Annotated in this window: 13 protein-coding genes; all 13 read right to left on the minus strand. The window is 56.6% G+C overall.

What is annotated here, in order from left to right:
• Nucleotides 1–62: 62 nt before the first annotated feature.
• On the minus strand, nt 63–1,760 hold the full coding sequence (locus Q2B33_RS17800) for a phosphoenolpyruvate carboxykinase (ATP) (protein ID WP_300567973.1): 1,698 nt from the start codon (nt 1,758–1,760) through the stop codon (nt 63–65).
• 153 nt (nt 1,761–1,913) lie between these two features.
• Nucleotides 1,914–3,734 (minus strand): aminopeptidase P family protein, encoded by a 1,821-nt coding sequence (locus Q2B33_RS17805; protein WP_300567970.1) that lies wholly within the window; start codon nt 3,732–3,734, stop codon nt 1,914–1,916.
• Between the two features lie 280 nt (nt 3,735–4,014).
• Entirely contained in the window at nt 4,015–4,677 is a 663-nt protein-coding gene (gene deoC / locus Q2B33_RS17810) for a deoxyribose-phosphate aldolase (RefSeq protein ID WP_296476347.1), read from the minus strand.
• 127 nt (nt 4,678–4,804) lie between these two features.
• Nucleotides 4,805–5,575: a LysM peptidoglycan-binding domain-containing protein gene (locus Q2B33_RS17815; RefSeq protein WP_300567966.1), complete on the minus strand. Its 771-nt coding sequence runs from the start codon at nt 5,573–5,575 to the stop codon at nt 4,805–4,807.
• 42 nt (nt 5,576–5,617) lie between these two features.
• Nucleotides 5,618–7,183, minus strand: a complete 1,566-nt coding sequence (gene thrC / locus Q2B33_RS17820) for a threonine synthase (RefSeq protein ID WP_300567963.1) — start codon at nt 7,181–7,183, stop codon at nt 5,618–5,620.
• A gap of 278 nt (nt 7,184–7,461) precedes the next feature.
• Complete coding sequence (locus Q2B33_RS17825; protein ID WP_300567960.1) at nt 7,462–7,932, minus strand: putative toxin-antitoxin system toxin component, PIN family; 471 nt, start codon at nt 7,930–7,932, stop codon at nt 7,462–7,464.
• Nucleotides 7,933–7,940: 8 nt separating this feature from the next.
• Nucleotides 7,941–8,222, minus strand: a complete 282-nt coding sequence (locus tag Q2B33_RS17830) for a type II toxin-antitoxin system RelB/DinJ family antitoxin (protein ID WP_296459333.1) — start codon at nt 8,220–8,222, stop codon at nt 7,941–7,943.
• Between the two features lie 117 nt (nt 8,223–8,339).
• A complete protein-coding gene (locus Q2B33_RS17835; RefSeq protein WP_300567956.1) occupies nt 8,340–9,014 on the minus strand; it encodes a cell wall hydrolase in 675 nt (224 codons plus the stop codon).
• A gap of 159 nt (nt 9,015–9,173) precedes the next feature.
• A complete protein-coding gene (locus Q2B33_RS17840; RefSeq protein WP_296476374.1) occupies nt 9,174–10,280 on the minus strand; it encodes a glycoside hydrolase family 25 protein in 1,107 nt (368 codons plus the stop codon).
• A 71-nt stretch (nt 10,281–10,351) separates the two neighbouring features.
• A complete protein-coding gene (locus Q2B33_RS17845) occupies nt 10,352–11,152 on the minus strand; it encodes an RnfABCDGE type electron transport complex subunit B (protein WP_296476355.1) in 801 nt (266 codons plus the stop codon).
• 201 nt (nt 11,153–11,353) lie between these two features.
• Nucleotides 11,354–11,929 (minus strand): RnfABCDGE type electron transport complex subunit A, encoded by a 576-nt coding sequence (locus Q2B33_RS17850; protein ID WP_300568071.1) that lies wholly within the window; start codon nt 11,927–11,929, stop codon nt 11,354–11,356.
• A 15-nt stretch (nt 11,930–11,944) separates the two neighbouring features.
• Complete coding sequence (gene rsxE / locus Q2B33_RS17855; RefSeq protein ID WP_296459324.1) at nt 11,945–12,679, minus strand: electron transport complex subunit RsxE; 735 nt, start codon at nt 12,677–12,679, stop codon at nt 11,945–11,947.
• On the minus strand, nt 12,672–13,274 hold a 603-nt coding region (locus Q2B33_RS17860), incomplete at its 5' end, for an RnfABCDGE type electron transport complex subunit G (protein ID WP_300914135.1). The genes Q2B33_RS17860 and rsxE, both read right to left, overlap by 8 nt.

Raw genomic sequence — 13,274 nt, forward strand, 5'->3', positions numbered from 1 at the left:
CTGACAGGTTCATTCACATGATTACATTAGGCAGCATTCAGCGTTATGCAGTATACTCATGATTACAGGCTTGCAGCCTCGTCCACGATCTTCTTCAGGGCGGCCAGAGCCTCGTCAGGCAGCTTGTCGTAGCCTTCCTTCTTGGTAGCGAAGCCTTCCACAGCGTCCACACGGTTCTGCATAGCGCCCTGCAGGGCCTTCACATACTCCTTGTCGCCAAGGTCGGGCGTGAAGCCTTCCCAATCCATGATCTCGATATCCCCGAAAGGCCCCCACTGCTTGAAGCTGGCCTTCTTCTCCACGATGGACTCCAGGATGCCGAGGGTATCGGCGGGCTTCACCTTCTTGCCCATGAAGTCGCCGGTGTTGATGATGTAGCAGTCTACGTTCTTCTCCTCAACCAGCTTCTTGAACTTCTCATAGTCGTTCACCAGAGGATAGGTCCTGAAGGGGTTGGCATAGGGAACGATGCGCAGGGCGTTCATGTCCGTGCCTGCAGCCACGCGCTCTGCGGTGGATGTCTTGGTGGCCAAAGTAGCGCCCATGACGGATGCCAGCGCAGCGCCCTTGAGCTTCACTACGGGCGGGATGGTGGGATCCTTCATGATCCAGAAGATGGCGTTCACGGGAGCGTCGATCTTGTCCACGCGGTTGGGGCTCCAGAGCTTGGACTTGATGGCGCGGCCGTTGCCGTTCCGGATGTCCTCGGTGACCAGCTGCACCTTGCCGTCCTCGTCCAGGGTAGCGGAGCAGTTCTGGGCGGTGAGCAGGAAGGTGTTGTCAGGGCAGCCTGTGGGATAATCGGCCGTCTTGTCGAAGTAGGTAGGCTCCAGGGCTACAGAAGAGCAGGTGTCGGTGTTGATGATGAAAGCATCGTCATGCAGCACCTTAATCTCGTACTTGCCGCCGTGCTTCGCATGGGTCAGGGTGGACTTGCCGGATCCTGACAGGCCGTATACGGAAGCAACGAACTTGCTGCCGTCAGCCAGCAGATACTCCTTCTGTCCGCCGTGGCAGGAAGCGTAGCCGTTCCTGTTGGCCAGGGCCCAGGCCATGGTCAATGTGCCCTTCTTGTGCTCGCCGAAGTACTTCATGCCCAGGATAGCGGCACAGTTCTGGTTGGTGTCGAAGTAGCACAGGGTCAGGTCGTCGCTCAAGCAGCTGTAGTCCACGTCGGGGCTGGGGGTAGGTGCCCACTGGGGATCGGAGAAGATATAGATATCCGGCTCCTTGCCGCCGCCGATGGGCTGGGACTCCTTGTACATGGCAACGTACTTGTCGGACATGTACTGGAAGTTCAGCATCCAGTTGTAGAGCAGGTTCTCCTCCCCTTCCGGAATCAACAGATGGGCCTTCGCCATGAACTCGGGATCCAGTCCGATGTAGCACTCCGCATGGTACAGGGTCTTCCAGCGGGTCTTGTAGATGGCATCCATGACCACCTTGTCGAGCTTCACGGCATCCACGCCGGGCTCGCCCTTGATGCGGCGGGCCTGTGCATAACGGCCTGTCACGGCGCCGTCATTGAACAGCAGCACCTTCGCGTCTCTCTCCAGACCGATCTCCTCTGCACGGTATACCGGCATATCGGTAACGATGGTACCGGGAGAATTCTTTGCCATCTCATATGCTTCCTTCAGGGTGTTCACCTTTACTACGTTGTTGCCGTAGAAAGCGCCCTCGATGATGGAACGTGTCTTGCTGAAACCGGGCTTGCCTGCGCCGATCTCAGAAATGGGGTAATACGCTTTTGTTGACATTGGTATCGTCCTCCTTAAAATGGTATTTCCTACTCTCCCGGCAGAGCCGGGAGGTGATTGGTTCCTTTATCCTTTTTATTATCTCAAAACTGGTTTCAAAAGTCAAGAAAGCGAAGTATATTTTATAACGATTTAATAAACCTGTCCGCTTATTCAGTTCTTCAGGAAGAATGTCCCGTCCGCCCGGGTCTCCCGCAGCAGCCATGCCTTCTCCTCGTCGTCCAGGTAGGGGGAGAGCTTCTCGTAGACCTCCCGCTGGTACTTGTACAGATAGGCCCTCTGGGTCTCGGTCATGTACTTCTCGTCGATGGCCTCCATGTCGATGGGGACCCAGGTGAGGGTCTCGAAGTGCATGAACTGGCCGTACTCGTTCTTCACGTCATTCTTCGCCACCATCACATTCTCGATCCGGATGCCGTGGCTGCCCTCCACATAGATGCCGGGCTCATTGGTGATGTCCATGCCCTCCTCGATCACAGCCTCCGGCCGCCCCTCCGCATACTGCCAGGAAAGCCCCTGAGGCCCCTCGTGCACGTTCAGGATATAGCCCACGCCGTGGCCGGTGCCGCACTTATAGTCCATGCCTATGTTCCACACGGGCTGGCGGGCCAGGATGTCCAGGTTCCGTCCCGTGCACCCGTGGAGCCATCTGGCATTGGTCATCTGCAGCATCCCTGCCGCCACCACGGTATAATGCTGCCTGATTTCATCGGAGATGGGCCCCAGAACGATCGTCCTTGTCACGTCCGTGGTAGCCCCCAGATACTGGCCGCCGGAGTCCACCAGGAACAGCCCCTCCGGCTTCAGAACGGCAAAGCTCTCCGGTGTGGCCTCGTAGTGCATCATGGCCGCGTTGGCCTTGTAGCCGCCGATGGTGGGGAAGGACAGCCCCAGGCACTCGGGAATCTCCCTGCGGAACTCCTCCAGCTTGTCCGCGGCGGTGATCTCGGTAATCTCCATCTTTCCGATGTTCTTCTTCAGCCAGTAGATGAACCTGGTCAGGGCCAGGCTGTCCTTTAAGTACATTTTCTCCATGTTGGCCAGCTCCACGGGATTCTTGATGGCTTTCAGGAGCTCCGTGGGGTTCTTCTTCTCCACCGGCTTCTGCTTCTGGGCCAGGGTCTTGTACAGTGCATAGCTGCAGTGGCGCACGTCCACCAAGGTCTTGCCCTTCGGGGAAAGGCCTCGCAGGAATTCCACTACATCTTCGTAGCCTTCTACCTCTATGCCCTTTTTGTCCAGATATGCCCTCACCCCGTCGTCCAGCACGCTTTTCTGGATGAACAGCACGCTGCGCTCCTTCGTCAGATAGCCGTAGGACATGGCCACGGGATTGCACTCCACGTCGCAGCCCCTGATATTGAAGAGCCACATCAGGTCGTCCAGCTTGGTCAGGAGGAATGCGTCCGCGTTTTCCTTCTCCAGCTTCTCCATCACGTCGCCGCGCTTCTCCTCGAAGCTCCTGCCTGCCACCTGCTCGTCCAGAACGGTGACCTTGCCCGCCGGGAACGCCGGCCTGTCCGTCCAGATGCCCTCGGCCAGATCCTTTGCGTAGGCGATGGAAATCTGCTTGTCGGCCAGCTTCTCCTCGTATTCTTTGCCTGTCTGGGCTGAAATCACTCTGCCGTCGAAGCCCAGGGTCTGGCTCTTCTGCATGTTCTTCTGCAGGAATTCCGTGATGGTGGGGACGCCCTCCTCACGCATGCGGAACAGCTCTACCGTGGTGCCAGATAACTCCCGCTCCGCCTGGATGAAGTACCGTCCGTCCGTCCAAAGGCCCGCGCCCTCCTGCCACACCACCAGAGTGCCGTTGGAGCCTGTGAAACCGCAGAAGTACTCCCTCACCTTGAAATAGTCGTTCACGTACTCGGAATTGTGGAAGTCCGCCGTGGGAATCATGTAGTAGTCGATTCCCGCCTCCTTCATCGCTTTCCGCAGGGCAGCCAATCTGCCCTGGATGACTGTGTTCTCCATGTTTTTTTACCGCCTTTCTTTATCCTGTTTCTCTTCATTCCGGTCGAAAACAAACCTGTGTAACTACCATGATTATACTGCATAACGCTGAATGCCGCCTAATGTAATCATGCGAATGAACCAGTCAGCGTTATGCAGTCTGGTTTCACGGCAAGTGAAATCGTTAAGCAGTATAAATCGAGTATGCCAGGCAGAATCACTGCGGCTTTCAACAACGCATTGCCTGCCAGCCTGAATCCTTCCCGAATCGGCATCGCCGCTATCTACCTGCCTCGTTGCCTCATTCCGCATGTTCTTTCTGTCGGTACAGGCCTACAGCCCTGGAGGTGCCTACCCGGTCGCAGCCCAGTCGGAGGAACATCTCCAGATCCTCCAGGGTGGAGACGCCGCCTGCCGCTTTGATTTTCACATCGGGGCCGATATGCTTTCTGAACAGCTCCACGTCCTCCTTTGCGGCCCCGCCTGTGCCGAAGCCAGTGGATGTCTTGATGTAGTCCGCCCCGGCGTTGGTGACGGCTCTGCACAGGGCAATCTTCTCTTCTTCCGTAAGGTAGCAGGTCTCTATGATGACCTTCAGCACATGCTCCCCGCAGGCCTCTTTCAGAGTGCGGATTTCCGTCTCTACCTTATCGAAATCCCCATTCTTCACATCGCCGATATTGACCACCATGTCGATTTCACCGCAGCCTTCTTCCAGGGCCTTGCGGGTCTCCGCCAGCTTGGCTTCCGTGACGCTGTAGCCCAGCGGGAATCCTACTACCGTGCAGATATTGATTTGCTCTCCGTAGGTCTCATGGATCCGCTTCACATAGGAGGGCGGCACGCATACGCTGGCCGTGTGGTACTTCACCGCCTCGTCGCAGAGCTTCCTGATGTCCTCCCAGGTGGCGAAGGCCTTCAGCTGTGTGTGGTCAACTTTGCCCAGCATTTCTTCTATCGTCATTTCGTTCCTCCAAAATATACTGCATAACGCTGAATACTGCCTAATGCGATCATGCGATTGAACCGGTCAGCGTTATGCAGTCTGATTTCACGGCAAGTGAAATCGTTAAGCAGTATAGATTCCTGTATTATTGGTATGTAATCATCAGTTCTGTCCCTGTCCGAACCAGATTCGGATCGTGTCCTATGGCATCCCTGTTTTCCTCATAGAGAATTGTCCAGTCCGATCCCCTGCCAAGCTTCTCCTCAGCAATGTTCCACAGGCAGTCGCCGTCCTGCACGATATAGCGCTCCGATGCGTCAGCCTCTCCCTGCTCCGCCTCTTCCATCCTGCGGCGTTTCAGCAAATCCGCCAGAGCATCGGCCCATTCCGCCAGTTCAGGATGGTTTTCAAGAACTTCAAGATACCGACTCTCCACGTCCACCATCCTGCCCATGTACTCATCCGTCCAGGCGACCTGCGTGACCTCATCCTCCAGAGCCGCGGATTCCGAGCCGGTGCAATCCTCCCATCCGTTTTTTCCCTTGCAGAGCACATAGGTCGTGGCCCCCGGTATGGCGGCCTCCATGTCTTCCACGGCCATATCGTATTCCACCCAGACCAGCCAGCAGTCGCCCGTCTCAAGATGATAAGCGTCCGTCCGAATGATATCATACCGCTCCAAGCCGCATTCCTTTGCCCATTTCCCCAATGTCTTTTCCGCATAAGGGTTTTCCATGGCAATCAGAGTCCCGGCCCGCTCCCAGTCCCCCTCCGAGCACGCCTCATAATATTCTCTGAGCAGATTTTCCACTTCCGTCCGCTCCTGTTCATACCGATCCTGCGCCAAAGCGGACTGATTGGGAGCCGTCAGGCCCAACAGAAACGCACAGCCTAAAAACAGGCATCTTTTCTTCACTGTTGCCTCCTGACTTCCGATTATACCGCAGACCGCCAGGATTTACAGCGGTGTCCCCGGGAAAGTACCTGGCTGGCGGTCTGCAGTCTGGGCGCACTGCAAATTCAACCGATGCGCAGTATATATTCCCAGGAACTCTTTCACCACATCCTTCATCTGCGCTGTCTCGCACTGCTTCTCGTGGAGGACAGGCGCTGTGCGGATTTCCTCCACCGCCCGGGGCACCTTCACGCCGGAGAGCCTCGCCAGCTCATCCACCAATTCGAAGTCGTCTTTCGCCCCGTCCGCTCTGCCGATGGCGCCCATGACGCTTCTGGTAAACTTATAGGGGCTGGCCGTAGAGGCGATGACGGCTTTTGCCATGTCGCCTGTCTCCTGCACGTATTTCCGGTACACCCCGGAGGCCACAGCCGTGTGGGTGTCGATGACATAGCCGCAGTCCTGGTAGAGCCTGCGGATTTCCGCCGCCGCTTCTTTTTCTGTGGCATAGTTCCCATAAAAGTCCGAAAGCGCCGCCTTCATGTCCTCCGTAATCTCATATCTTCCCTGTCCGCCAAGCGACTCCATGAACGCCCGGTTCCTGTCCGCGTCATTTCCGGCAGAGAGGTAGACCAGCCGCTCCAAGTTGCTGGAAATCAGGATGTCCATGGACGGGGAGCTGGTCAGCACGAACTCACGGTTCCTGTCGTAGTCCCCTGTGCGGAAGAAATCATAGAGCACCTTGTTCTCATTGGAAGCGCAGATCAGCTTCCCGATGGGCAGGCCCATGTTCTTGGCATAGAACGCGGCAAGGATATTGCCGAAATTTCCTGTGGGCACCACCACGTTGATTGCCTCGCCCGCCGCAATCTTTCCCTCTCTCAACAGCGTACCGTAGGCATATACGTAATAACATATCTGAGGAACCAGTCTGCCGATATTGATGGAGTTCGCCGAGGAGAACTGGAAGCCCTTTCCCTCCATCTCCTTCGCCAGCTCCTTGTCTGCAAAAATCCGCTTCACGCCGGTCTGGGCGTCGTCGAAATTGCCGCGGATGCCCACCACCAAAGTGTTCTCCCCCTTCTGGGTCACCATCTGCTTCTCCTGGATGGCGCTGACCCCGTCCTTGGGATAGAACACTACGATACGCGTGCCCTCCACGCCGGCGAAACCTGCCAGAGCCGCCTTGCCGGTATCCCCGGAGGTGGCGGTGAGGATGACGATCTCGTTTTTCACCTTGTTTTTCCGCGCCGCCGCAATCATCAGATGGGGCAGGATGGACAGCGCCATATCCTTAAAGGCGATGGTAGGGCCGTGGAACAGCTCCAGATAATACGCGCCTCCCGCCTCCCGCAGCGGCGCGATGCGCTCCGTATCGAATTTCCCGTCATAGGCTTTTTCGATGCAGCCCTTCAGCTCTTCTTCCGTAAAATCCGTCAGGTACAGCTTCATCACTTCTATGGCCACCTGACGATAGTCCATCTGCGCCAGCTCCTCCAGGCTCCTGTCCAGGGCCGGGATATGGTCCGGCACGAAGAGCCCCCCGTCCTCCGAAAGCCCCTGTAATATCGCCTGGGAGGCCTTTATCGAAATTCCCCTGCTGCGCGTGCTGTTATATAACACTTCCATAAGCTTTTGCCCGCCTTATCCTTTCCTTTTCAACGCTTTTTTCTGTCTGTTCCTATCCGCTTCTCTCTGTTTCCATCTTCCCTGATACATACTGCTTAACAGTTAAAATTTCCCAGCAACCTGACTACATAACGCCAGCCATATACGTTTAGCCAGTGCAGTACAGTACATTCTGGCGTTATGTAGTATAGCATTTTTTCCCGCTCATTTCCAGTCCTATCTGCACAAAATTTCAGACATATACAAAAAGCACCTGCCGTTCCTGACAGATGCTGTCCTTAATTTATTACCCGGTTTCCACCTTCAGTGTCGGCAAGGATGATATCCATCATCTCCCTTGGCGTAACGATAAACCGTTCCACTGGAAAGTGCTTTATATTTCCCGTCACAAGATATGAATTTTCTGCACACGCTGCCTCTCCCCTCGCGCGGGACGGCATACTGCGCTCCTCCATGACCACCTCGTAGAACATCATGTCCTTTGAATCAGGCAGTTCAACATCAAGGGGCTTTGCGTCCACATAAATTCCATTTCTTTCGATATTTTCCAGTACATCCTCAATGATATCCTCCGTAAGATGGAATTTGGGACGTGCGAGCACCTCTCGATACTCCTTTACAATGCGCTCGTCCAGCAGAGGGACAATCGGCCCTTCAAACACCAGCTCCATGACATGGCCCGGTATGGAATTCCATTTCAGCATTGCGGAAACAAGTACATTTGTATCAATGACTGCGTAATATTTCATACATTGCCCTACTTCCTCGCTTCCGCGATTTCCGCGTTGATTTCCTCCAATGACATGTCGGATATCCCATTTTCTTCCGCAATGCGGCTGGCGGCTTTCATAGCGTCTACCGCACGGTTCCCGGTTTTCTTCTCAAGCTTCATGCTGAAAGGTATACCGTTTTCCTGAATCAGCCTTGCAATGCACATCCGCATGTATGTGGGCAAATCGATTCCCAGGCGCTCGCAGATGTCAGCCGCTTCGTTCCGCGTTGCATCGTCTGTACGGAACTGTACCAATGAATTTGCCATAGTGCCATCTCCTTCCGCGATACTATTATGATGCCGTTCCTTGATGTCACCATTATACATTCTTTTGAAAGCAAATGCAATCAAATAAATACAATTATCTTAATATTTTAAATGCCGTCACCGAAAGAACTCATGCCCCCCATGCACAAAGAGGTATGTAAGGTTCTCGTCGAACCACTTCATCTTCCCGCTGTCCGCGTACTTCCGCGCCGCGAAATACAGCGCGCCCTGGGAGATGTCCTCCCCCATCAGGGCCCGGCCCACGGCGCTGATCGTCTCCTCGCTGACTTTCACCCTGTAGAAGCTCCCGTTGGCCACCGGGGAGAACTGGGATATGCCCTTCTCCCTCTGCAGCACCACCCCGGACACCGTGTCCGGGAACAGCTCCGAGTTCATCCGGTTCAGCACCACATTGGCCACCAAAAGCTTCCCGTCCTCGTCCTCGTTCCCGGCCTCCGCCTCCACGATGCGGAGCAGAGCGTCCAGCTCCTCGTCCGGCAGGTCGTAGGCAAGCGTGTGTTCTATCATCCCATAGTCCACCACCCGCTGCCCGGACACGGCAATGTCCAGAATCCCAAGCCCCTTCTCCGGGTTCCCGGGGTCCTGCCTGACCTCCAGGATCGCCCGCTCCTCCATGGCCTTGGCCTTTTCCTCCAGCTGCTCCAGTTCCAGCTTCAGCATCTGCACTGGCTCGGAGCATACTTGTATCCTGTCTATGCTCTTTACGCACAGGAAACTGGCCATGAACAGAAAACTTCCCAGCACCAGAAGACTTAACGCTCTCTTATACATCCCTTCAATCCCTTTCTCAAGTTGATATTGATTCTGAAATGCCTGTCCGATATATCAATATATGAGACAACTCTCAGAAATAGATCTATCGTACAGGCATTTTCACTCTTTTTTATGAAAAATGACTTGAGAAAGGCCGGGAAGTCCTCCCGGGCGGATTTATTTCTCCGCGTAATTGACAAAACTGATGTTCATGTCCACATATCCCGTGATGCCGTCCACGAAGCCCTCATAGCTGTACTGCCACATGGAGAACCGGTACGGATAGTCCGGAATGTCCGCCGCCTGGGACAGCCACACATCGTAGGCCGTCAGCTTCGACATGTCGATTTCCTTGATCAGCCACTCCTTGTTGCCGTAGAGCATGGTCTTGTAGCCCGCGGCGGCAATGGTGTCCATGAAAGCCTTCGCTATAGCGGTCTTTTCGTCCCTGGTCAGGATGTCCGTCCTGGCGGTGTCGTTCTCCACCCGCTCCATGTCATAGGCCACCGGATAGCTGACGGTGTACTCCCCCAGGTTCTCCAGCACCATGTTCGCCTCCTCTATGGCCTCGGCCTCGGAGATGGCCTGGGAGTAGAAATAGACCCCCACCTGAAGGCCCGCGTCCGTGGCCCGTTTGATGTTGTCCTGGAAATACTCGTCCAGAATCAATTGTCCCGTGCCATAGCCTCTCGCCCCCAGCCGGATCATGACAAAGTCTATCCCGGCCTTCTTCACCTTCACGAAATCCACATAATCCTGGAACTTGGAAATATCCACCCCGGTATAGGACACCTGCTTGCCGTTCTCATAATACTTCATCAGATCCGACTGGCACACCAGCTTCGTGAAATCATAGTCATGTTTGGGCAGGTAGGGGCTGATCAGGACCCACTCCTCCTTCCCGTCCGCATACTGCACCAGCGTGTGCTTACCGTCCGTGGACGGATCGTCCTCCGGCGCTGTCGTCTCCTCCGGCTCCTCCGTGGGCTGCGGCGTCTCCGTCTCCTCGGGATACATGTCCCAGAAGTCGAAATCATCCGGATGCAGCTCGCTTCCGCCCACCAGTTCGTCCGTCTCAGGGTATAAAATCACGGGGGACGCGGCCTCCTGTGCTGCCTGCACGGAATTTGCCTGCTGGGAGCCCCTGGACGCCGCACTGTTCTTCGGCTTCTGGTTCAGGAACAGCATGGCCACCAGGATCAGCGCCACAAAAGCGGTCACCGCCAGAATGGACATAACCACCGTGGGCGCCAGGCTGGAGCGATCGTCAAAATCCTCCGGCATCTTCACAGTCCTCGCCTCCTTTCTTCTTCAAAAACACGACTTCCTCCAAGAACATGTCCGGCTCCGCCGCTTCACGTTCTCGGCAGGATGCACTTCTTGGGGCATTTCTCCGCACAGGCTCCGCACCCGGTGCACTTCTCCTGATCGATCGCGGCATGGAAGTCCTTCACCTCTACCGCCTGGCTGGGGCAGTTCCTTGCACACAGTCCACAGCCGATGCAGCCCACCTCGCAGGCCTTCATGGTCACGGGCCCCTTGTCCTTAGAGCTGCAGGCCACCACATATTTCGCGTCATAGGGAATCAGGGAAATCAGATGCTTGGGGCAGGCCTCCACGCACTTCCCGCAGGCCTTACACTTTTCCCTGTCCACCACTGCCACGCCGTTTACTACACGTATGGCGTCAAAAGGGCAGGCCTTTACACAGGAGCCATAGCCCAGGCAGCCGCTGTTGCAGGATTTGGGCCCGCCGCCGGGCACGAAGCCCATCATCCGGCAGTCCTGCGCCCCATAGTAATCATAGTCCTGTTTGGACTTGTCGCAGTCCCCCATGCAGGCCACGAAGGCCACCTTTCTCTCCGAGGCCCCTGCCTCCACGCCCATGATGGCTGCAATCTTCTCCCCCACGGGGGCCCCGCCCACGGGACAGGCGTTCACGGGGGCCTCCCCCTTGGCTATGGCCGCGGCCAGGCCGCTGCAGCCCGCATAGCCGCAGCCTCCGCAGTTGTTACCCGGAAGCGCCGCCAGCACGGCTTCCTCTTTTTCATCTACCTCTACTCTGAACTTGATCCCCGCTGCCCCCAGGAAGAGCCCCACGAAGATACCTACCACGCCTACCACGGCAGTGGCGGTCAAAATACCAGTCACGCTCATCGCACGTCTCCTTATTCCAGTTCTTATTCCAGTCCCGCAATGATTCGCCCAGTACCCAAGCACTCTCAGAGGACTTCCGGCCGCAGAGGGCGCGTCCGTAATTCCTCTGGGGCACTGCACGAATCATTGCTGTTTTTTATTCCAGTCCCGCAATGATTCGCCCAGTACCCAGGCACCGGACGAATCATTGCTGTTTTTATTCTACAACAACCCCGAAAACCCACAGAAAGCAATGGCCATCAGCCCTGCCGTCAGCAGCACCGTTGGCATGCCCCGAAAGGACTTGGGGATGTCATTGTACTCCAGCTTCTCCCGGAGCCCCGCCAGAATCACGATGGCGATGGTGAAGCCCACCGCGGTGGCGAAGCCGTTGACGATGCCGGTGAGTATCCCGTACTCCTTCTGCACATTGGTGATCGCCACGCCCAGCACCGCGCAGTTGGTGGTGATCAGGGGGAGGTAGACCCCCAGCGCCTCATAGAGCGAGGGCATGGCCTTTTTCAGGAACATCTCCACGAACTGCACCAGCGCGGCGATGACCAGGATGAACACGATGGTCTCCAGGTATTCCACATGGAACCTCACCAGCACGAACCGGTAGATCGCGCCCGCCACCGCGCTGGCCAGGGTAATGACGAAGATGACTGCCGCCCCCATGCCCGCCGCCGTGTTGGTCTTGCGGGACACGCCCAGGAAGGGGCAGAGCCCCAGGAACTGGCTGAGCACCACATTGCTCACCAGAGAGGAGCCGATCAAAATGACAAGCAGCTCTTTCACGTTCTCCATTCCCATTTATCTCTCCTCCTTATCCGGCTCCGCAGCCTTTCTCGTCCCGTCCTCACCGTAGAAGCGCTTCGTGCAGCCCTTCTCGGAACAGTTCATGCAGTCCTCGCTGCACCCGGAACCAATCTTCTCATAGCTCTTCCCTGCCTTCTTCCGGGCATCCTTGACATAATTCTGCAGGGCCACCAAAGCGGCCAGCACGAAGAATGCCCCCGGCGCCTGCCCGAAGATGCGGATGGGCACAAAGGAATCCGGCATCAGCGCCAACCCGAAGATCTCCCCGGCTCCCAAAAGCTCCCTCACCGCGCCGATGCAGGTCAGGGCAAAGGTGAAGCCCAGCCCCATGCCGATTCCATCGAACAGAGAGGGAATCGCAGGGTTCGAGTAGGCGTAGCTCTCCGCCCGCCCCAGGATGATGCAGTTCACCACGATCAGCGGTATGTACACGCCCAGGGACTTGTTCAGGGCCGGGATATAGGCCTGCAGGAGCAGCTGCACCGCCGTCACGAAGGAGGCGATGATGACGATGAACGCCGGAATCCGCACCCGGCCCGGGATGATGCCCCGCAGCAGCGAGATGATCAGATTGCTCAGCGCCAATACTACCATAGTAGTAAGACCCATCCCCAGACCGTTCATGGCCGAGGTGGTCACGGCCAATGTAGGGCACATGCCCAGCATCAGCACAAAGGTGGGATTTTCTTTGACCAGGCCGTTGTAAAGCCTCTCACCTGCATTATTCATTAGAGGCACCTCCCTCCGTCAGAGCCTGCGCCGCCTTAAGCCCTCCGTTCACCGCGTTGGTGACGGCTTTCGTGGTTATGGTAGCGCCGGCGATGGCGTCTATCTCGTTTTCAGCCGATGCGCCTGTCTTGGTGTAGGCGAAGCTGTCCACATTCTTCTCATGGAACTGGGGCACCAGCTCCTCCGGCGCCAGCATCCCCAGCCCCGGCGTCTCGGAAATCTCCAGGATGGAGATGTCATTCAGCACACCCTCGTTGGTGACCCCCAGGTACAGCACGATATTGCCGCCGTAGCCTTCGGTGGAGGTGGACTCCACCACCACGCCCAGGGGATTTCCGTCGCTGCCAAGGGCCCGGTAGACGCTGCCTATCTTTACCCCGTCAGCGCCGAGCTCCTGGCTCAGTGCCTCGTCCGGCTCATATTCCATCTCCTCGAAGGAGGCCGCTGTCTGGAACACGGCAGCACAGGCCTCCTGCACCGCCTTCTCCTGCTGGATGCGGATGCGGTCCCTGGTCAGCTCGTTGACCAGCCCCAGGACCAGCCCCGCTATCAGGGTTATGGCAAAAAGGATGCCCGCCTCTTTCAGCATCACGCT

The organism is uncultured Acetatifactor sp., assembly GCF_948601915.1.
In the GTDB taxonomy this organism is placed as follows: Bacteria; Bacillota; Clostridia; order Lachnospirales; family Lachnospiraceae; genus Acetatifactor.